Origin of the sequence: Leifsonia sp. Root227, from assembly GCF_001428745.1 — a bacterium.
Lineage (GTDB): Bacteria > Actinomycetota > Actinomycetes > Actinomycetales > Microbacteriaceae > Leifsonia.
This window is the reverse complement of record NZ_LMIO01000004.1, coordinates 630,586-650,639: the sequence shown is the minus strand read 5'-3', so window position 1 is coordinate 650,639 and position 20,054 is coordinate 630,586. Positions and strand designations below refer to the sequence as shown.

Genomic DNA, 20,054 nt, shown 5'->3' with positions numbered 1-20,054 from the left:
TCGCGTGCGAGCGTCGTCGGCGAGGCTGGAAGCATGAAACCCCGTGTGCTGTACCGGACGCTCGCGATCGCAGAGGCGATCACCTGGACGCTGCTGATCAGCGGGATGCTGCTCAAGTACGTGGCGCAGGTCGGCGACTGGCCGGTTCTCGTGGCCGGGTCCATCCACGGGCTGGTGTTCATCAGCTACGCCGTGGCCTCCGTGCTGGTCGGCGTGAACCAGCGGTGGCGCATCCCCGTGATCGTCGTGGCGGTGGCGTCGGCGATCGTGCCGTACGCGACCATCCCGTTCGACCTGTGGGCGGACCGCACCGGCCGGCTCGACGGCGCCTGGCGCACCACCCCCACCGACGACCCGCGCGACCACACCGCCATCGGCCGCCTGTTCCGGTGGATGCTCAACCACGTCCCCGTGCTCGCCGTCACCCTGGTCGTCCTCATCGCCGCGATCATGGCCACCCTCCTCATGATCGGCCCGCCCCGCCTGAGCTGAGCCTCCCTCAGCCGTACGGCATCTGACGGTGCGTCAGCGGTCTGCGTCGGCAGGTGGGCCTGACTCGGTATAGCCCACGAAGACAAGCGCATACCCCGAGACGTCGCGTTGCGGCAGGTGGTAGAAGGGAGAATTGATCTGCCAGTCGTTCGATTCCGCGGTGGCCAGAAGGTGCGCGTAGACCAGTTCTGTCTGGTTCTCCAAGTCGCCTTTTACGACCCCTCTGAGCAGTGGAGACACCTCGAAGTAGGAATGAAACACGAGCCCTTCTTCGGCGTGGAACGTGTGCTGCTGAATGGGAAGGAACATCTCGATGTCGACCAGCTCCTCCATCGGCACGTTATTGAGGCTGTAGAAGAACGGCCCCGTGGGGTCATAGCCCTTCGCCGCGATCCGTGAGACAAAACGGTCGACGTGCTCTGCCAGCTCGCTGTAGTGAATCGTCGCGCGAGACGTGACCACATTCTGGTAGGCCAAACGCTCGTGAGCAGTCACATCGTGAAACGCGGCCTCCATTAGGGGTTCCCCACTTCGACGTACATATCGAGGACGGTCTCGCCATAGAAGTCAAGAATCACGTGATAGATGTTCTTGACTCTCGAACCTCCCACAGCGACCGCGGTTTCGATCTCTGGATACGGCACAGGCTCTTCGATGTCGAAATGCCTGTAGAAGTAGTCCGTCTGAATCTCCAGATGCTCATCGAACTCGAAACCGGTGTCCCGGCCGCTGATGAGGTTCACCCGATTGCCCAGGGTCGTCATGATGGTGAACTCCCTCGAATCCGGAAGCGCACGAAAGACCATTGGGCCGGTGGTGTAGTAGCCGTTGTGCACGAGCACGTGCCTGAAATAGTCAGCCGTATCGTCGATAACCTCGAAAAGCTCATCGCCGTCTCGAAGCTCCATCGTGTAACGCACCACGTTGTTCAAGCTCAACGTACGACGCTTCAGTTTCATGAACAGGGTCCCTCTCTTTCTTGCAGCCACTCACAGCCATAGCGTCACAGCTTTGCCCGATACCCAGACCAGCCCGAACGTCGCGATGATTCCGAACACCCACATGGCGACCTTCTTGGTCACCCTGCGACGCTCCTTCTTCGTCGCCCGACGGGGACGCTCCTCCCAGTAGTCACGATCCTTCGATTTCAGGTAGGTGAGATACGCGTACTCCACCGGAAGGCTCGGCGTCACAAACGCAATGACCAGCAGCCCAACGGCCCCGAGTGAGTTCGTAAGGTATTGGCCCTGGGTCAGGACGTTCGGCACCACCGCCACCACGCCTGCGATGATCCAGAACGTCTTCGACCTGTTGGACATAGAAACCGCCCCGATGTTCCCCATCGTGCGATTCTCCGAATGCCCCACCCGCAACCGGTGCCGCAGCATCAGCACATGCACCACCGTCGACCCCACCACCAACGCCACCGCAACCAAACCAGCAACACTGAACAGCATCGCAAAGAACGGCTCACCTCTCGCTTGCACGAGCGTCGCCAACCCGAGACACATCAAACAGAGGCTGTAGACCATACAAACTGCCAGGACCGCCATGACACCCGACGAGAACACCTGAAACCGGTACGTCAACGACTTGAACATCCACAGGATGGTGAAGGCTACACAAACCCAGACGATCACCACGTTCACACCGGCGAGATGCAACAAAACCTCATAGCCTCGGTAATGAGGAGGCGGATTGAGAAAGCTGATGTTGAGTGTCAACAATACGGGGATGATTACGAAGGGGAGTCCGGAAAACATGGTTAATGACGCTCGCGAATTGGCGAGGACAATGAAGTAGGCGCGGTTCGCCTCAGCAACAGTTAGCTTCTTGTTCTTCTTCTTTGCCACTGGTCACCTATACATCTGCTTGATCGCGTCTTTGGTTCGATCCGTCGCCGACTTGCCGTCAAATATTTCAGCATTGAAGACCACGCTCATGGCAAGCCCCACACCCGCTCCGATGACGGTTCCGAGCGGGGGCAGTAAGAACGATCCGAAGGCCGCACCTACGCCTGCCGCGGCCGCCGCGCTTGCCAGGTCGACGCCGGTGTCGACCGCGAAGTCTTGGACGTCGTGCCCTTGCACCCCGTCACTGAAGTACCTGTTGGCGTTGGCCCCGACGGTCAAGGCCGTGCCTGCGATACCGAGACTTTTACCTGCTTTGCTGAGCTTGGAGGCGTCTTTCCACCCTCTGAAGTCGTCCACGGGAGCCGCAAGGGCGGCACTTCCGCCAGCCTTGAACGGCCGCTTGTAGTGCTCGATCTTGGTCCCGGTCGCCTTGTTGAAATCTTCGCCCCTGCTATACCGGTGTTTGGTCTTCGGCCTGTACAGGTACCGATCGCCCCATTTCACCCGGCCAGTAGAGTCCACAGCGAGTTTCTTGCCTGCTAAGTGGTCGAGAATGAGTCGGCGCGTCGCGAGAGCACCGAGTCCACCGGCCGTATCTCCGACGAACGAGAAGCCGATCTGGGTCTCGTTCAGCTGTTTCAACAGAGCAATGGTGTCGCCGGTGGCGGCTGCCAAATTCTCGAGGCTGTCGAGGAACAATCCATTCGTGCGCGCAGAGAAGTCGCGCAGCGCCTGCAGCTTGGCCTCCAGCTCACGAATATCGTTCTCTAGCTGGGCGAGCACCAACTCCAGCTGACGATTCTTTATCTCCAAGGCATCACCCAATCCGGGCAACGCGGCAGCGGCATCACGGTTGGCCTCGATCTGACGCTCGGTCGCGTCTCGCTGATTCCTCGTCGCCATGAGCTGGGTGTTCAGCTCTTCTTCCTTCAGGACGCCGTACTGGCTGACCTTGGCGTCCTCCTGCGTGTACGCATCGAGATCCTTCTGGATGGATGCGATCTCGTCTTTCGCCCTCGATAGGCAGGGGGCAATGACCTGTGCGAACAGTTCGTCGACCGCCGAGTAGCCCTTTCCGGACAGCTCGCCATCACCCAGGGCGGCAATAAGCCGGGTGCAGGCACTATCTGTGGAATTCAGCACGGACAGAGCTGCAGCGAGATTCGTCGAGAGCGCGTTCTTCACGCTCGTCGACTCCCCCGAGTCGTAATTCAACCCCATGACGTGCCAGCCTTCTCGCGCCGTAGCCGTTCCGACTCGAACTCCGCGTGCGAGCGGATCTCTCGTGCCGTCTCCGCCAGGAGTTCTGCTTGTTCGTAGGCGAGCTGGCCGACATACGAATCGAGCTCCCTTCGCGCGGCCATCCCCTTGTGCACCGAGTGGGTCTTCGCGCCCATCCCGATGCCGGCTTCCTCGAATCGGGCAGTGTTCTCGTGCATGACCTCCCGGTAGTCATCCCACTGCTGTTCGAGAAGGCGAACCGTGGCGATGTCGTCGGCGGCCCGGTTTTCGAGCGCGCTGATCGTGTACTCACGCTCCATGTGCTTATCCGTGTTCATGGCGTGTTTTCCCAGCTCCCTGCGTCGCGGTCGTCGCGCTCCTCGATTTCTGCCGCGAGCGCAGTGACGTTATCTGCCTGGCCTTTGACTGCTGAAACCAGTTGCAAGACGCTTTTCAGCAGTTTGTTTGCGACGTTCGCGCCGTCGCTCATGCTCGCGACGGTGCTTGAGCTGAGAGTCACGTGCTGGCCGTTGCGGTCAAGGTCGACAACCGCGAACCCTGAAACGGCGTCCTGCGCGGCGCCGATGTTTGAAGACAGCTTCACTGTTCACTCCTCCGATATTCGTGGCTGGCTAATGTCCGAAGTTCAGCGAAGGGGTCTGCCAGCGCCGGAGCGCTGTCGTCATCGGCCGGATGGGCTGCTCCTGCTTCCGGAACAACGGTGAGGGCGTCGGTGAACTTCTTCGCCGGCGCAGTGATCCTTCGCCCGTTTTCCATCTGGTCGAGGAGATCCTCGAGAAAGGCTGCATCGGCGTCATCCAGGTAACCCTCGAAGACGACCTCGCGAACGTCGCTGGCCAAGACCGGGAACGTCTCCTGATCGGGGGCTTCGCCGTATGGATGCGGGCCGACCAAGTAGCGAGCTAGGACCTCGTCACGATTGCTGTCCGGCCGAAATGCTCCGCGCGCGAGAACCACGAACAGGCCGGAGACACTCTGGCTTTCCAGCCGAACGACGGACCCCAAGCCCAGGAGCATGCCTGCGAGTTCTAAGGGCATCGCTAACCTTCGCTCTCGTGCGCCATCGGAACGACAATCTGGAAGAGCTCGTCGTTCTTCAGCGAATGCAACACGCTCTTGCCATGGGTCTCCTTCTTGACCGATAGCGGCAGATTGTCGACGAAGCGCTGCGTGCTCAATTCGCCGCCGAACAGGATCTGGCCGACGTTCTCCTTCACCGGCCCGACCATGCCGAAACTGCCGTTCACCCTGGACAAGTGATCCAGCACGATCAGCTGGGCGTTCTGACTACCGACACTCAGGAGTTCAGCGACCTGATCCGTCGGAAGCGTGAGCTTGTCGAACACATCGGTCATGCCGTTGATCACGACGCACTGCCGCGTCTGAGCGCCGTTCTCCACCAGCTCCGTCAAGGCCCTCGCCACCACCGTGGCCTGGCCCTTGAGCATGGTCTTTCCAACATAAAGACCCACCGCTGACCCGAGAAGCGGTTCCAGCGTGTTGTGAGCATCGATCACCACGAGATCTTCGCCAGCGGCAGCGCCCAGCATTTGACTGATCAAGAACGGATACAGCAACGCGGCTTGCTTTCCTGTCTCGGGGAAGATCGCCAGGGACTCACCCTGAAACAGCTCGAAGCCTTCGGGTGCGGCACTGCCTTTGTTCAACCCGAAGAACAGCGTGTCCGGCGACGCCTCACGGGGCACATAGCTCCGGAACGCGTCTGGCGTGAGCTCCCGCGGGACCATCGGGATCTCCGTCGGCCGTGCGCCCGTCCAGCTCTCGCCCAGCGCGGCGATCTGCTGTTCGAGGGCTGCGAGCGTCTCGGCGCCGTCCTTGCCGGGTGCGGGGAGATAGAACTGGATGGCGGTGGGGACGTCGATCAGTACCTGACCCCGACCAGGGAGATCGGCCTGGGTCAGCCGATCGCGCCCCATGAGCTGCGCGAGTTCGCTCTCTTCGTTGAGGTAGAGGCACAGCTTGGTCGACATGTTGCTCAGCATGTTCATGCGAACCGCGCCGACACGGCTCGCGCTCATCACGAGGTTCACGCCGAGGGCTGAGCCTTCGCGCAGCACCTGCAACAGCAGGGAATCGATCGCTTCCTTTCGGCGATCGTTCGCGGTGAGGTTGTCGTATCCGTCGAGCACGGTCACGACGATCGGCAGGTCTCGCCCCGTCTTCGCCCGGTACTGCTCCAGGTTCGCGACGCCGGCTTCTTTGAAGCGCTCCTTGCGCGTGGCCAGGAGCGCCGCGATCACGTCGAGCATTTTGCCGAGCTTCTCGGCCTCTTCGAGGGTGACGATGTCCGCTACATGCGGCAGGCCCCTCAGCGGCAGCAGGCCGTTGTTCCCGAAGTCGATGAGCTGCACCTGCACCTGTTCAGGCGTGCTGGTCTTCGCAAGGTTCATCACGAGGGTCTGCAGCACGGTCGATTTGCCGTAGCCGGGGCTGCCGAACAGCACGGTGTGTCCGGCCCGTGCCAGATCGAACTCGTAGTTCTCCTGCGCCTGACGGGCGGGGATGTCGAGCATGCCCAGCGGAACACTCAGGCCGCTGGTGCGGCCAGACTCGGGGGTGGGGATGCTCGCCGGCAGGTTCGGGAGCCACGGCTTATCCGGAGGCGTCAGCGCATCGTCGCTGCGGAAGATGTCGGCGATGGTGTCGATGACTGCTTCCAACTGCGAGGGGAGATCGCTCGTGTCCTTCCCCTGCGTGACCTCTTCGTCTGGGTCGTAGAACAGTTCGTACTGGCCGAGGTCGTTGATCTTGTAGATGCGCTCGTCGATCTGCTCGCTCACCACCGCATCCGGGTCGTATGGCGCACCGGCGTAGCCGCTCTGGAAGAGCTCGTAGACCTCGTTCTGTCCGACTTTGAGGAACCCACGACCCGGGTTGGTGATGTGCGCGGCGTCGGTGGTCTTCAACAGCTCGTTGGAGTCCTGCTCGCTCGCCATCTTCAATGCGATCTTCGACGTCGAGTTCGCCTCGATCTGATCGTTGACCACCCCGCTGGGCTTCTGCGTTGCGAGAATCAGGTGCACGCCGAGGCTTCGCCCGATGCGCGCCACCGACGTGAGCTCGTCTAGGAACTCGGGCACATTCGCTTTGAGCTCGGCGAATTCGTCGGAGACGAGCACCAGATGCGGCAACGGTTTGGTCGGGTATGTGACGTCGGGCTTCGGGTCGTGCCGCTGCTTGTACAGGCTCATGTACGCGTTGATGCTGTTCACGCCGTAGATGGCGAATTCGCGCTGTCGCTTGTTGAGTTCGGCCGTGATGCTCGCGAGCGCTCGCGCAGTGCCGGCACCGTCGAGGTTCGTGATGGCGCCCATGAAGTGGGGCAGCTTGTCAAGCGTGTTTGCGATGCCCCCGCCCTTCCAGTCGATGATGAGCATTCCGATGTCTTCGGGAGAGAAATTGATCGCGAGGCCGATGAGGTACGTGGTCAGGAACTCGGACTTCCCCGAACCCGTCGTTCCGCCGACGAGAGCGTGCGGGCCGTGCGCGCGCTCGTGCAGATCCCAGTGCACGTAGTCGGCTTTACCGCGCCAGCCGATCAGGGATGCGATCGATTTGCTCGGTTCGGCCCGGCTCCACCGCTCAGCGATCTGCAGGTCTTCAACGGTTTTCACCTCGTACTGATCCAGCAGGCTCAGCGACTCCGGCACCGCGTTCTTCTCGACCTCGAGATGGTTCAGGTTCGACAGCTTGCGAAGCGAATGCTCAAGATCGTGCGGGAGCGCGTGCGGTGTGAAGGGTGTCGCGACGTACACGCTGTTGTTCGTGGTCAGTTCGCCCCGAACGTGGTGCGGCGCCTGGATGAGCGCGGTCACCGTCTCGGGCAGCAGCTTCGCGTCTTCGCTGCACCAGATCACCGTCACCCCGAGTTCGCTCATGTCGTCGGCGAGGAGCTCGTTGATGCCGTGACCGGCGAGGAAGCGGAAATCGGAGATCGTGAACACATAGTGCGGCGCGAACTGCGGCTTCTGCGTGCCGGCCTCTTTCCGGAGTTGCACGCGCTTCTGGAGGAGTTGATAGAAGCTGTTCAGCACCACATCACGCAGCTTCTCCGTGTGGATCAGACCGCGCATGTTGAGTTCCTGCAGTTTGAAATGCGGCAGCAACCTCCAGGTGTTCCACGTCTTCGCGTAGGCCTCGCGCGAGAGCAGACTCACGAAGTTCACGTCGCGATAGGAGTGGAAGAACGCGGTCTGAAACAGCAGCGACTGCACGTAGTCGGTGACGACTTCGGGCGGCCCGACCAGCCCGATCGTCTGCCCGGAGAGGTCGATCGGGGTCGGTACATCGCGTTGTGTCTGGAACCCCGCTGCGAGCTCCGTCACATGCTGCCCCTGCGCGCTGGAGTCCTTCTCGCTTACGACCGAGGACACCTTCACCGCAGAAGGGCGATCGGACAGTCCCAGCGAGATGCTCAGAAAGTCCTTGTTGAAACGCTGACGCTCGTAGATTCTCGGGTCATATCGCTCGACCATCTCGGTCAGCTGCAGCGGGCTCGGCTGCTGATACCGAAGCACCTCGCGTTCGTCGTCATACGCGCGGGAGACGTCGGCCACCGTCCGCAGCAGGTAGCGGGTGTAGTCCTCCTCGGCCTGCAACGCCGACGCCTTTGCTTCCTTCTTCTCCGCGACGAACTGGGACACGGTAAAGGAAGCCGTCAAGATGCTCGCGAGCCCCATGCCGATCAACATCAGCGGGTTGTTGCCCATGATCAGGGTCGTGGCACCCATGGCCGCGATCATGGCAAACGGGGGCACCAGCATCCGCATGACGCGGTTCTTCGGCTTGGCACCCGGCCTGTCCGGGCCCTGCAGCGTGAATTCGGCCTCGGCGACTTCGAGATTCAGCTTCGGGGAGCGTCGATAGTCGGGGAAATCCGGGGGGAACTCGCTCACCGGCTGCTGGATCAGCAGCTTCGTGTGATCGAACATGAGGCCGGAATGAAGCTGCGTGATCTTGAATTGCGTCGGGCGTTTCTCAAGCAGGAATCCTTCGGCCAGCACCACCATCCCGGCAACGATGTCGAAGCTCTGCCGATCTGTGACCGCCGCGTCGTTCACGTACACGAGCCGATCGAGCGGGTCGACGATCAGCGATCCATCACGCACGATCAGGAGCGGTGAGTCCACCGCTCTGATACCGGCGTACGGCGCATCTCCGATGACGAACTCCGCGCTCTGGTCGATGGTGAAGAACCTGGTGACGGCGCAGGAGGCGGAAACCACCAGACAGGTGAGGTCACCCACCGTGTGCAGTCCATCGCTGAGGCGGTCGCCATCCGCGTAAAGCGCGGCATTGATCACGCTGAGCTTGTGACCGTGATGATCGACGAACGGATGGTCTTCAGTGAGCGCGAGTTTGATCGCGCGCTGACCATCGAGCACATACACGAGATACTGCAACCGGCTCGCATCGAGTCGGGAATCGAGAGCCACCTGCCGAGGGTCCCCAGGCTGCTCTACGTCGAACACGGTCATCTTTTCGCCGCCTCAGCGCCCGAACCCGCAAGCTTCGCCGTCAGCTCGTCGATCGCCTTCGCGTAGCGGTCGAGGCGCTCTTGCTTTTTGCCGCCTGCCATCTGGGTGTCGAGCTTGGTCGCCTGATACAGGTCGGTGTATGCCAGCAGCGTGAGCTGGTCGTCGCCGAGGTTCTGCGCGAAATCGAGTGCCTGCTCGAACTCGCCGCGCCCGATAGCGATCCAGTAGTTCAGCGTGACGTCATCGGATTTCTCGGACACATTGTTGAGAATGGCCTGCTTCTGCGCCGTTGTGAGATCGTCCAGCTTGATGCTCGACACGGCCAATACGTACTTGGCAGAGGGCGGCAGCGCGGTGGCCGCATAGTCTTCCAGCTCACCGAGCGCCCCGGCGAAATCACTCGCCAGGAATTTCGCCTGGGCGCCGACGACGGCCGACTGCAGACGATTCTGGCTCTCGGCCTGCCAAGCGAACACCCCGGCGGCCAGCCCGGCAGTCACGCCGACCACGCCCATGGCCCGGTACCAGGCGTAGCGGCGTCTCGAAACGCTCACCCTGGTCGCCACGGCCTCCGCGTGCTCGGCTTTCAATTGCGCATCGATGAATGTGAACAGTTCGTCCGTCGTGGTCGCCTGCCGCACCGAGTTCGAGAAATGATCCCTGAGCCCCCTAGCCCCGTCGAGGATGTGTTCGAAAGCGAGCTTCGGGCGAAAGATCTGGAGCACCATCGCCTGCAGAGACCGGAGGAACAGCGACTCGTCGAAAGCCATCGGAGCGAGCATGCCCTGCAAGCCGCAGTGCACCACCCGCAGCAGGTCACCGTTGAGATAGACGTTGTCCGGGTGGACCACCGGCACTCTGAAACTGCCCCGATAGCTGACGAACGCCACGAGCTTCTGCGCCAGAGCCAGACGGTCGCGTCGAGTCATTGCCCGGCTGACGGCATCCCTGAAGCTGATTTCTCCGTCAGTGAGCGCGTAGTCGAGGTTGAGCCCTGATTCCGTCTCACGCGCGTCGACGTATCGCTGGATCACGTCGAGGTACGCCGCGTCGTAACCGTTCTTGGATACGTCGACACGGAGAGCGCCACCACCGGCGTCAAGCTCGAGGACGGTGCCTTCCAACTCAATACGCATTGCTCACCTCTTCGTCATAATCTGCAGGCGATCACCGTTGCCGACACCGAACGATGCGATCACGTCAGAGCCGCTCAGCCCGAGAGCCTTGTCGTCGAGCGCCAGGGAGAAATCGCCGGGCAGCACCAGGCCCTTCTCGGCGAAGGCAGCTCCGATCAGCCGACGCAGTCTGTCGAGCGTGACTTCGCCTGGCACGACCAGATCAATCTGCTTGCCCTGCAACACAAGGGTGATCTCGATCACGCAGCTGCTCGCTTTCGTCGCGCCCAGAGCCTCCCCAGCACCAGACCCGCCACCAGCACGAGTGGGACGCCTGCCACCAGCACGAGGGCGTAGAGGACCGGAGACTCCGTGCGGGCTTCGCGAACCTCGGAAAGCACCGCCGTGGAGTAGTCATCGAACAGCGCTTCCCGCACAGCTTGGTGTTCGCCGGCAACGACACCGGACGGCGCGAACGTCACGGTGCCGACCACACCGAGCCGTTCGGCGTCGGCCTCTCGCTGCTCGTGTGCCCGAGCCGCGAGATCTGCCGAGAACAGCCTGCCGCGAATGGCGAAATCACCGGCGGTGCCCGTGCCGACCGACTCGTTAACCAGGACGTTGGTGTTCAGATCCAATCGCCCGGCGTCGTCGTCGGTATCGGCGGTGGCGGGCGACGCCGCGTGTGCACCGACTGTCAGAGCGACAGCAAGCGTGCACACGAGGATGCTGTGCGCCGGGAAACGCGACCGTGGTCGCATCGTGTCTCTGTGGTGTGGAACGGGTTCAGAAGCCGAAGCTCTGCGCGTCCTGCGCGTCACGTTCGGCGATGGTGTCGGCATATTTGTTGAGTTGCTCATTGATGTTCACCAGCAGTTCCTCGAACTTCTTCACGCTCTCGTGAAGCTGGTTGTACTGCTCGAGATATGCCTGGAAAGCCTGGCCCTTCCACTGCTCGGCAATGGTCGAGTTCATCTGGTTCACATTCTGGATCGATTGCTCGATCTCTTCCTTCGAACGCGTGTAGACCTGAGCCTGCTGCTTCAATTCTTCTGGTGTGACACTGATCTGGCCCATGTGAACCCCCTATTTGATAATGAAATACCGCATTGCTATTCAACGTTCTTGTACGGTTGTGCAACAAATGTTGAATGTGTTTTAACGTATAGGCGGCGAATGGCGCGCGTCAAGTCCGGCGCATCCCAGCGGCGGCACAGTGCCGGGTCGGATAAAGTCGGAGAATGGGTCAGAACGAGGACACTGCCGAAGCGCTCGAGCGGCTGCACAGCATCCGGCAGAGCATCGACAACATCGACGCAGCGGTCGTACACATGCTCGCCGAGCGCTTCAAGTTCACGCAGCAGGTCGGAGCGCTGAAAGCGGAGCACGGGCTCCCCGCCGCCGATCCTGAACGCGAACGCGAGCAGATCCAACGGCTACGCGCGCTCGCGGAGGAGAGCCACCTCGACCCGGCATTCGCGGAGAAGTTCCTCAACTTCATCGTCGCCGAGGTCATCCACCATCACGAACGGATCGCCACAGAGAGCGCCAGGTGACCTGGGACCCTGCCGCCGTGCCGAACGCGCACGGCAAGACGGTCGTGGTCACGGGCGCCAACGCAGGCGTCGGATACTTCGCCAGCGAACAGCTTGCAGCGGCGGGTGCCCACGTGGTGCTCGCCTGCCGCAGCCCTGAACGAGCGGAGGCGGCCGTGTCGGCCATCCGCCGCCGCGTCCCGGGTGCGAGCGTGGGGGCGACGCCTCTCGACGTGGCAGACGCGGGGTCCGTCACCGAGGCCGCAGACGCGCTCCTGCAGCGGGAGCGGGTCGACGTGCTGCTCCTCAACGCCGGCATCGTGCATCCACCGGCAGACAGAGCAGTGGATGCGCGCGGCAACGAGCTCGTGCTGTCCACCAACGTCCTCGGTCACTTCCAGCTCACCGCTCTCGCATTTCCCGTGCTCGAGCGCACGCCGGGCGCGCGGATCGTCACGCTCGGCTCCCTGGCGACCCTGCTCTCGCGCTTCCCGGTCGACGACCTGCAGCTCGACGGGAGCTACAACTCCTGGAACGCGTACGCGCAGTCGAAGATCGCGGCGCAGGTGCTCGGGTTCGAGCTGGACAGGCGGCTGCGAGCGGCCGGGAAGGACATCGCGAGCGTTGTCGTGCATCCCGGGTACTCCACCTCTGGCCGCACCCCGGGCATCCGGGGCGTGAACCAGCCGTCGAAGGCGAAGCGCTTCGCCGACAACCTCCAGGCCGCTTGGACGCAGGGCAAGGACCACGGTGCCTGGGTCCCGGTGCGCGCTGCGCTCGACCCCGAGGTGCGCGGCGGAGACTTCCTCGGCCCGCGCTGGGTGACGAAGGGCGCACCCGCCCGCGCGCTCGCCACACGCACGAGCCGCGACAGGACGGTCGGGGCGCGAGTGTGGGAGCTGCTGGAGGAGTACACGGGACAGCGGTTCACCGTCGCTCCCTGACGCCATACACCCACCCACCCCACCGGTCTCCCAGCGGCCGTTCAGAGCGCTGCTGTGTGCTGAAGGCATGGATATCGCTTACACCGCAATCGCGCACGCCACTGGTGGGGGACGGGACGGACACGTCCGAAGCGAGGACGACCGGATCGACTTCGACACCCGCCCGCCGAAGGAAATGGGCGGATCGGGTGAGGGGACCAACCCGGAGCAGTTGTTCGCCGCGGGGTACGCTGCCTGCTTCCTCGGCGCCATCCACGCCGTCGGCCGTAGCGAGAAGCTGGACACCACCGACGCCGCCGTCTCGTCGAGCGTCGGCATCGGAGGCAACGGCGAAGGTGGATTCGCGCTCGCCGTCGAGCTGGACGTGTACATCCCGCGCGTCGGCAGGGAACAGGCAGACCTGCTCGCCGAGAAGGCGCACCAGGTGTGCCCGTACTCGAACGCCACCCGCGGAAACATCCCGGTGAAGGTCACGATCGTCGAGTAGCCGGCGTCCGCGCGCGCAGCGACGGCCACGTCAGTTCGTCGCGACCCGCCCGACCTTCTCCGTCTTGTCCCAGCGCGCCTCGACGTGCGCGAGTTCTTTCAGGTACGAGTCGAACGTGATAGCGCACAGCAGCGAACCGTAGCCGGCCAGGTAGATCAAGGTCGGCGCGAGCCAGCGGCCGGCGCGGGTGCGGTCCGCCGTGCGCGCGAGCCACGCGACCACCATCGAGAACGGGATCCAGATGTAGATGGCGAGCGTCAGCCAGAACAGGGTCGCGCCGCTGAGGGTCGTGCCGAACAGGCCGGGCAGCCACACCAGCATCACCTTCGGGAACAGCGCCGTCAGCATCACCAGGATGTTGACGATGCCGGGGAACAGCAGGATCTGACCAAGCTCGCGTCTACTGGTCGCCGCATCCGTCATCGAGCCGAGGATCAGGATGAACAGGTAGGCGAGGGCGGCGGAGATCCAGAGCACGCGGAACACGTTGGTCGCGAAGTCCTGCTGCAGGAACAGCAGCCCGGCCAGCCCGATCGACGACGCGATCATGATGAGCGGAAGCAGCCACAGGCTGAACCAGACGATGCCGAACGTCCATGCGCCGAGGTGGTGGTTGCCGCTGGGGCGGAACCAGATGTTCTTGTAGCGCGCCGTCACCGTCACGTTGCCGCGCGCCCAGCGCAGCCGCTGCTTCCACAGCGCGTCGACCGACCTCGGCTCCTCCGCGAGCACGTGGGCGTGCGGTTCGAAGACGACCTTGCGGCCCTTGAGCTGCGTCTCGAACGTGGTGATCGTGTCCTCGGCGAGCGACGACGTGTCGATCTGACCGCCGATGGCGAGAAGGTTCTCCCTGGTGTGCAGTTGCGCGCCTCCGGCGAGGCAGGCCTGCGCGCCCATCACGTTCTGTGCGCGGCGCGCTGCCGGCTGCGACAGCACGTACTCGACGCCGATGAACTTCGTCAGGTAGTTGCGGTCGCTGCTGCCCTCGCGGATGTACGCGGAAACGGCGCCGACGTCGGGGTCGGCGAAGTGGCGGGTCATGCGGCGCAGGGAGTCCGGCAGGTAGATGACGTCGGCGTCCATGATGAGGAGCGCCTCCATCCAGTCGTCCTTCAGGATCTCGCGGATGCCGTGGTTGAGGGTGTGCGCCTTGCCTTCTCCGCCCTTGTCGCGGCGGAGCAGCACCACGTTGCCGGGATAGAGAGCCTCCTTCTCGCGGACCACATCCGGAGTCAGGTCGGTGCTCGCGTCGTCGACCACGAAGATGCGCAGCGCCTCACGGGGATAGTCGAGCTTCATCAGCCGGTCGATGGATGCGCCGATCACCGCGCCCTCATTCCAGGCCGGAACCACGATCGCCACCCTCGGCAGGTACGGCTTGGCCTTGCCGTAGTGGTTGATGAACGCGTGGAACGGGATGACGACGAACGTCGCCGCCGCCGCGATGACCGGGATCAGCCCGGTGAGTGCCAGGATCAGGCACACCCAGACGCCGATCGCTTGCAGTACGGCCACCACGTCCATGTCTGCCTCCCCTTCGACGGCCACGATACCAACAGGAGACAGCCCGGTCTGCTCGCCCGTCCGGCGGGGATGCGCGGATGCGCTCCGCGCTGTGTCCGATTCCTGCCAGCGGGCGTCGGCGGGTACCGATAGCGTCGGACCGTGAAGGTCGCACTGCAGTTCATCGCCATGGGGCTCGTCTGGGGCGCCAGCTTCCTGTTCATGAAGGTCGGGCTGGAGGGCGTGAGCTTCGGTCAGGTGGTGTGGGCGCGCCTGGTCTTCGGCGCGATCACGCTGGTGGTCATCGCGATCGTCACCCGCAGCAGGCTCCCGCGCGAGCCCATCGTCTGGTTGCACTTCCTGGTGGTAGCACTCACGTACTGCGTCATCCCGTATCTGCTGTTCGCCTGGGCGGAGCAGTACGTCTCCTCCAGCCTGGCGAGCATCTACAACGCCGTCACCCCGATCACCACGGCCATCCTGGTCACGGTCGCGTTCCGGGTGGAGAAGCTGAACCGAGACCAGGTCCTCGGCGTGGCGATCGGCGTGCTCGGAGTGGTGATCGTGGTCGGTCCATGGCAGATCGCCGCGCTCTCCGGCAGCCTGTGGGGGCAGCTCGCGTGCCTCGGCGCTGTCACCTGCTACGGCTTCAGCTTCGGCTACATCCGCCGCTTCATCAGCCACAGGGCCATGCCGGCCACCACCATCGCGGTGATGAACATCGGCGTGGCCGCCGTGATCATGCTGCTGCTGACGCCCGTCATCGCCTGGGGACCGATCACGTTCAGCTGGCCGGTGCTCCTCAGTCTGCTCGCGCTCGGAGCGCTGGGGACCGGCGTGGTCTACATCTGGAACATGAACGTGCTGCGCGCGTGGGGGCCGACGGCGACCTCCGGAGTGACGTACGTAACGCCCGTGGTCGGCGTCGCGCTCGGCATCCTGGTGCTCGGCGAGACGCTGAGCTGGAACGAGCCGGTCGGCGCGCTGGTGGTGATCGCCGGCATCCTGCTGACGCAGCAGCGCGTGCGGCTGTTCACGCGGCGGCAGGCGGAACTGGTGGACCGGGCGGCGTAGCCGGCCGCGACATCCGCCTAGCGCAGGGCGTAGCCGCCGTCGACGTAGAGGGTCGACCCTGTCGTGTATGTGCTGGTGAACAGGTGCACCACAGCGTCGCGGCCCGCGAGACGCTCGATGCTGCACTGAGTCATGCCACTGACTTCCGCGCCTCGATGAGCGTGCGCGACGAGCACGCCACGAACGCGCCCTCCCGCTCGATCAGCTCGTGCAACGCCAGCAGGCGGTCGCGGTAGCGGTCCACCGTGAAGTCGGGCACCCACCAGATCACCTTGCGCAGGATGTAGACGACAGCGCCGATGTCGAAGAACTCCATCCGCAGCCGCTCGGTGCGCACGTCGACGATGTCGAGCCCTGCCGCACGCGCATCCCTGGTCTCGTCGTCGGGGTGGCGTCCGCGGTGGTTCGCCTCCGGCAGCGGCCCGGTGAAGAACTCGATCAGCTCGAAGGCGCTCTCCGGGCCGACGTGCTGGGCGAAGTACGTTCCGCCCGGCTGGAGCACGCGGGCGAGCTCCTCCCACCAGATCGTCGCGGGGTGGCGGCTGGTCACCAGGTCGAAGGCGGCGTCGGCGAACGGCAGCGGAGGCTCGTCGGGGTCGGCGACGACCACAGCGCCCAGTGGATGCAGCAGTCGCGTCGCCACCGCGACGTTCGGCGCCCACGACTCCGTCGCGACCATCACGGGCGGGAACGGCGCAGCGGACGCGAGCACCTCGCCACCGCCGGTCTGCACGTCGAGCGCGGCACGGGCACCCCGCAGCCGGTCGGCGAGCAGGCGGGCGTACCCCCAGCTCGGCCGCTGCTCGGTGGCGCGGCCGTCCAGCCAGGAGAAGTCCCAGCCGGACACGTCGACGGCGGCCGCCTCAGCGACCAGCTCGTCGAAGCTGCGAGACGGGCGCGACATCGTGCGAGAGGCGCCGCCGTCAGGCGACGACCGGGCCGAAGTGCTCGGGGAGGGTCGAGCGGTGGGTGCCACGCAGCTCCTCCAGGCCGACCGTGAACTGGTCCTGGACCTCGAGGACCGGCTGGGCGCCGACCTCGGCGTCCGTGACGCCGATGCGCAGCGCAGGCACCCCGCGACCCTCGCAGAGGCCCCGGAACTTCACGTCGTCCTCGCGCGGAACGGAGACCAGCACGCGGCCCGTCGACTCGCTGAACAGGGCGGTCGCCGCATCCACGCCGTCGCGCTCCATGATCTCGGTGATCCAGACGCGTGCGCCGACGCCGAAGCGCATGACCGACTCGGCGAGAGCCTGGGCGAGGCCGCCGTCCGACAGGTCGTGCGCCGACGCGACGAGACTCTCGACCGACGCGGCGTGCAGCAGCTCGGCCAGGTTGCGCTCACCGGCGAGGTCGACCGCAGGCGGACGTCCGCCGAGGTGCCCGTGGACGGTGCCCGCCCAGGCGGAGCCGTCGAGCTCTTCGCGGGTGACGCCGAGCAGGTAGATGTTGTCGCCCTCGTCCTGCCAGCCGCTCGGGATGCGGCGGGCCACGTCGTCGATGACGCCGAGCACGCCGACCACCGGGGTCGGGAAGATCGGGTTGGTGCCTGTCTGGTTGTAGAACGACACGTTTCCGCCGGTGACCGGGATCTCGAGTTCGAGGCAGGCGTCCGACAGGCCCTCGACGGCCTGCGAGAACTGCCACATGACCTCGGGGTTCTCCGGGCTGCCGAAGTTGAGGCAGTCGGTGACCGCCGCGGGCACAGCACCGGATGCTGCGACGTTGCGGTACGCCTCGGCCAGGGCCAGCACAGCACCCTGCTTCGGATCGAGCTGGCAGTAGCGGCCGTTCGCATCGGTGGCGATGGCGAAGCCGAGGCCGCTCTCCTCGTCGACCCGGATCATGCCGGAGTCGTCGGGGAAGGCGAGGGCGGTGTTGCCGCCGACGAAGTAGTCGTACTGGTCGGTGATCCAACCCTTGTCGGCCAGGTTCGCGCTGCCGAGCAGTGCGAGGAACTGGTCGCGCAGCTCGTCGCCGCTGGTCGGGCGGGCGAGACGCGAGGCACTGTCGGCCTGCAGGGCGTCGATCCAGGCCGGGTACGCGACCGGACGCTCGTAGACCGGGCCGTCGACCGCGACGGTGCGTGGCTCGACGTTGACGATCTCCTCGCCGTGCCAGTTGATGACGAGGCGGCCGGTGTCGGTGACCTCGCCGAGCACGCTGGTCTCGACGTCCCACTTCGCGGTGACCGCGAGGAACGCATCCAGCAGCTCTGGCTTGACGACGGCCATCATGCGCTCCTGGCTCTCCGACATGAGGATCTCCTCAGCGGTGAGCGTCGGGTCGCGCAGCAGCACCTTCTCCAGCTCGATGAACATGCCGCCGTCGCCGTTCGACGCCAGCTCGCTGGTGGCGCAGGAGATGCCGGCGGCGCCCAGGTCCTGGATGCCCTCGACCAGCTTGTCGCGGAACAGCTCGAGGCAGCACTCGATGAGTACCTTCTCGGCGAACGGGTCGCCGACCTGCACGGCAGGACGCTTGGTCGGGCCGCCGGCAGAGAACGTGTCGGACGCCAGGATGCTCGCGCCGCCGATGCCGTCGCCGCCGGTGCGGGCGCCGAACAGGACGACCTTGTTTCCGAGGCCTGACGCGTTGGCGAGGTGCAGGTCTTCGTGACGGAGGACGCCGACAGAGAGGGCGTTCACCAGCGGGTTGCCCTGGTATACCGGGTCGAAGTATGTCTCGCCGCCGATGTTCGGCAGGCCGAGGCAGTTGCCGTAGAACGAGATCCCGGAGACGACGCCGTGCACGACGCGGGCGGTGTCCGGGTTGTCGATGGCGCCGAACCGCAACTGGTCCATGACCGCCACGGGCCGCGCGCCCATCGAGATGATGTCGCGGACGATGCCGCCGACGCCGGTCGCAGCGCCCTGGAACGGCTCGATGTAGGAGGGGTGGTTGTGCGACTCGACCTTGAAGGTGACCGCCCAGCCCTCGCCGACATCCACGACACCGGCGTTCTCGCCCATGCCGACCATGAGGTTCTTCTTCATGGCGGGCGTGACCTTCTGCCCGAACTGCCGCAGGTACATCTTCGACGACTTGTACGAACAGTGCTCCGACCACATGACCGAGTACATGGCGAGCTCACCGCTCGTCGGGCGCCGCCCCAGGATCTCCCTGATGCGCGCGTACTCGTCCTCCTTCAGGCCGAGCGCCGCGAAGGGCTGCTCGCGCTCAGGAGTGGCGATCGCATTCTCGACGGTGTCGACGACGTGCGTGGTGGTGGTGTCGGTCACGCTGGCACTCCAAAGAGGGGAGACGGTGGCGGGGATGCGACCAGTCTACCGGGGGTGGCGGGGTGCGGAGGGCGGGGTGCGGATGGTGCCAGGATGGTCGTGTCGAGAGGACGCGGGATGCAGATTTCGAGAGAACGAGCGCGGCGATGACCAGGGCAGCGTTCCCCGGCTGGTCGCGCGCCGCAGCCGACTTCTACCTCGGGCTCGAGGCCGACAACTCGAAGGCGTACTGGACGTCGCACAAGGAGGTGTACGAGACGCAGGTGCTCGCGCCGATGCTGGCGCTGCTCGCCGAGCTTGCCGACGAGTTCGGGAACGGGACAGTGTTCCGGCCGTACCGCGACGTGCGGTTCAGTCAGGACAAGTCGCCGTACAAGACGCACATCGGCGCACTTCTCGAACGCGGCTACGTGCAGTTCTCGGCGTCGGGGCTCGGCGTCGCAGCCGGTTATCACACGATGGCGCCGGACCAGCTCGACCGCTACCGCGCAGCCGTCGCGGACGACGAAAGCGGCCCCGCCCTCGAGGACGCGATCGCGGCGGTCGAGGCACGTGGGCTGACGGTGGTCAGCCACGACTCGCTGAAGACTGCACCGCGCGGCTACCCGAAGGAGCATTCGCGGATCGAGCTGCTCCGCCGCAAGAACCTGGCCACCTGGCGCGAGTGGCCGGCGGACACCGCGTGGATCGGGTCGAAGGCAGTCGTGGCGCACATTGCGGACGCACTGCGCGCATCCCGAGTGCTCGGGGCGTGGCTGGAGGAGCACGTGGGGGCAAGCGAGCTGGAGGGGCGCGAACGGCCGTAGGCGAGGATCGCTATCGAGGCGGCAGGGTCGGCGCTTCGCGGTCGGCCCGCGCGACGCGGTCGGGCTGGGCGGTGGGATCGCTCCGCGCTCGCAGCAGGTTGTTGAGTCCGGCGAGCGTCGCGGCGCCACTCAGCACGAGGAGTTCGACCGGCAGGTGCGTGGTGAACGCGCCGATCAGCAGGGTCAGCGCGCCGACCAGGAACACGAAGGACGACCAGCCGGCACGGTGCATGGACTCAGCGTTCCACCTCGGTGCGGCGAAA

The 20,054-nt window shown here is 64.7% G+C and carries 22 protein-coding genes; 6 read left to right on the top strand and 16 right to left on the bottom strand.

All coding sequences use genetic code 11. The annotated features are described in order from the left end of the window. Window positions 1–33 precede the first annotated feature (33 nt). Entirely contained in the window at window positions 34–492 is a 459-nt protein-coding gene (locus ASE16_RS17895) for a DUF3817 domain-containing protein (protein ID WP_055898286.1), read from the top strand. A 33-nt stretch (window positions 493–525) separates the two neighbouring features. Here ASE16_RS17895 and ASE16_RS17890 read toward each other — a convergent pair whose 3' ends face one another. The 12 genes from ASE16_RS17890 to ASE16_RS17835 are packed head-to-tail and all read right to left on the bottom strand — an operon-like array spanning window position 526 to window position 11,277. Beyond that, the gene (locus ASE16_RS17890) at window positions 526–1,008 is read right to left on the bottom strand and encodes a DUF5085 family protein (RefSeq protein WP_055898283.1); all 483 of its coding nucleotides are present in this window, start codon (window positions 1,006–1,008) and stop codon (window positions 526–528) included. Beyond that, window positions 1,008–1,451: a hypothetical protein gene (locus ASE16_RS17885; protein WP_055898280.1), complete on the bottom strand. Its 444-nt coding sequence runs from the start codon at window positions 1,449–1,451 to the stop codon at window positions 1,008–1,010. Before ASE16_RS17885 ends, ASE16_RS17890 begins: the two co-directional genes overlap by 1 nt. 30 nt (window positions 1,452–1,481) lie before the next feature. After that, window positions 1,482–2,345 carry a hypothetical protein gene (locus ASE16_RS17880; protein WP_055898277.1) on the bottom strand — a complete coding sequence of 288 codons (864 nt, stop codon included), beginning with the start codon at window positions 2,343–2,345 and terminating at the stop codon, window positions 1,482–1,484. A 3-nt stretch (window positions 2,346–2,348) separates the two neighbouring features. Continuing rightward, window positions 2,349–3,566, bottom strand: coding sequence for a T7SS effector LXG polymorphic toxin (locus ASE16_RS17875; RefSeq protein ID WP_055898273.1), 1,218 nt, complete (start codon window positions 3,564–3,566; stop codon window positions 2,349–2,351). After that, window positions 3,557–3,904: a hypothetical protein gene (locus ASE16_RS17870; RefSeq protein WP_200949690.1), complete on the bottom strand. Its 348-nt coding sequence runs from the start codon at window positions 3,902–3,904 to the stop codon at window positions 3,557–3,559. The genes ASE16_RS17875 and ASE16_RS17870 overlap by 10 nt, the downstream gene beginning before the upstream one ends. Continuing rightward, window positions 3,901–4,170, bottom strand: a complete 270-nt coding sequence (locus tag ASE16_RS17865) for a hypothetical protein (protein ID WP_055898268.1) — start codon at window positions 4,168–4,170, stop codon at window positions 3,901–3,903. The genes ASE16_RS17870 and ASE16_RS17865 overlap by 4 nt, the downstream gene beginning before the upstream one ends. Then, window positions 4,167–4,625: a DUF4176 domain-containing protein gene (locus tag ASE16_RS17860; RefSeq protein ID WP_055898265.1), complete on the bottom strand. Its 459-nt coding sequence runs from the start codon at window positions 4,623–4,625 to the stop codon at window positions 4,167–4,169. The genes ASE16_RS17865 and ASE16_RS17860 overlap by 4 nt, the downstream gene beginning before the upstream one ends. Window positions 4,626–4,627: 2 nt before the next feature. Further along, window positions 4,628–9,085 (bottom strand): type VII secretion protein EssC, encoded by a 4,458-nt coding sequence (gene essC / locus ASE16_RS17855; protein WP_082581559.1) that lies wholly within the window; start codon window positions 9,083–9,085, stop codon window positions 4,628–4,630. Continuing rightward, a complete protein-coding gene (essB, locus tag ASE16_RS17850; RefSeq protein WP_055898258.1) occupies window positions 9,082–10,221 on the bottom strand; it encodes a type VII secretion protein EssB in 1,140 nt (379 codons plus the stop codon). Before essB ends, essC begins: the two co-directional genes overlap by 4 nt. 3 nt (window positions 10,222–10,224) lie before the next feature. Next, the gene (locus ASE16_RS17845; protein WP_055898255.1) at window positions 10,225–10,464 is read right to left on the bottom strand and encodes an EsaB/YukD family protein; all 240 of its coding nucleotides are present in this window, start codon (window positions 10,462–10,464) and stop codon (window positions 10,225–10,227) included. Beyond that, window positions 10,461–10,961, bottom strand: a complete 501-nt coding sequence (locus ASE16_RS17840) for a hypothetical protein (RefSeq protein ID WP_157480456.1) — start codon at window positions 10,959–10,961, stop codon at window positions 10,461–10,463. The genes ASE16_RS17845 and ASE16_RS17840 overlap by 4 nt, the downstream gene beginning before the upstream one ends. Window positions 10,962–10,986: 25 nt before the next feature. Continuing rightward, window positions 10,987–11,277, bottom strand: a complete 291-nt coding sequence (locus ASE16_RS17835; protein WP_055898249.1) for a WXG100 family type VII secretion target — start codon at window positions 11,275–11,277, stop codon at window positions 10,987–10,989. 164 nt (window positions 11,278–11,441) lie between these two features. On the opposite strand from ASE16_RS17835, the gene ASE16_RS17830 reads away from it, so the two are divergent. The 3 genes from ASE16_RS17830 to ASE16_RS17820 all read left to right on the top strand — a co-directional run bounded on the left by ASE16_RS17830 (window position 11,442) and on the right by ASE16_RS17820 (window position 13,166). Next, window positions 11,442–11,756, top strand: a complete 315-nt coding sequence (locus ASE16_RS17830) for a chorismate mutase (protein WP_055898246.1) — start codon at window positions 11,442–11,444, stop codon at window positions 11,754–11,756. Continuing rightward, window positions 11,753–12,679: an SDR family NAD(P)-dependent oxidoreductase gene (locus ASE16_RS17825; RefSeq protein WP_055898243.1), complete on the top strand. Its 927-nt coding sequence runs from the start codon at window positions 11,753–11,755 to the stop codon at window positions 12,677–12,679. Before ASE16_RS17830 ends, ASE16_RS17825 begins: the two co-directional genes overlap by 4 nt. Window positions 12,680–12,746: 67 nt before the next feature. After that, window positions 12,747–13,166, top strand: a complete 420-nt coding sequence (locus tag ASE16_RS17820) for an organic hydroperoxide resistance protein (protein WP_055898238.1) — start codon at window positions 12,747–12,749, stop codon at window positions 13,164–13,166. 30 nt (window positions 13,167–13,196) lie between these two features. Here the strand turns inward: ASE16_RS17820 and ASE16_RS17815 are convergent, their stop codons facing one another. Beyond that, complete coding sequence (locus ASE16_RS17815) at window positions 13,197–14,690, bottom strand: glycosyltransferase family 2 protein (RefSeq protein WP_055898234.1); 1,494 nt, start codon at window positions 14,688–14,690, stop codon at window positions 13,197–13,199. A 141-nt stretch (window positions 14,691–14,831) separates the two neighbouring features. Here ASE16_RS17815 and ASE16_RS17810 point away from each other — a divergent pair, with 141 nt between their 5' ends. Then, on the top strand, window positions 14,832–15,743 hold the full coding sequence (locus ASE16_RS17810; RefSeq protein ID WP_055898231.1) for a DMT family transporter: 912 nt from the start codon (window positions 14,832–14,834) through the stop codon (window positions 15,741–15,743). 130 nt (window positions 15,744–15,873) lie between these two features. Here the strand turns inward: ASE16_RS17810 and ASE16_RS17805 are convergent, their stop codons facing one another. Beyond that, on the bottom strand, window positions 15,874–16,647 hold the full coding sequence (locus ASE16_RS17805; RefSeq protein WP_055898227.1) for a class I SAM-dependent methyltransferase: 774 nt from the start codon (window positions 16,645–16,647) through the stop codon (window positions 15,874–15,876). 19 nt (window positions 16,648–16,666) lie between these two features. Then, the gene (purL, locus tag ASE16_RS17800) at window positions 16,667–18,985 is read right to left on the bottom strand and encodes a phosphoribosylformylglycinamidine synthase subunit PurL (RefSeq protein WP_055898224.1); all 2,319 of its coding nucleotides are present in this window, start codon (window positions 18,983–18,985) and stop codon (window positions 16,667–16,669) included. Window positions 18,986–19,131: 146 nt separating this feature from the next. On the opposite strand from purL, the gene ASE16_RS17795 reads away from it, so the two are divergent. Continuing rightward, window positions 19,132–19,791 (top strand): DUF2461 domain-containing protein, encoded by a 660-nt coding sequence (locus ASE16_RS17795; protein ID WP_055898219.1) that lies wholly within the window; start codon window positions 19,132–19,134, stop codon window positions 19,789–19,791. Between the two features lie 10 nt (window positions 19,792–19,801). On the opposite strand, the gene ASE16_RS17790 is transcribed toward ASE16_RS17795, so the two are convergent. Further along, complete coding sequence (locus ASE16_RS17790) at window positions 19,802–20,023, bottom strand: hypothetical protein (protein WP_055898215.1); 222 nt, start codon at window positions 20,021–20,023, stop codon at window positions 19,802–19,804. Window positions 20,024–20,054 lie beyond the last annotated feature (31 nt).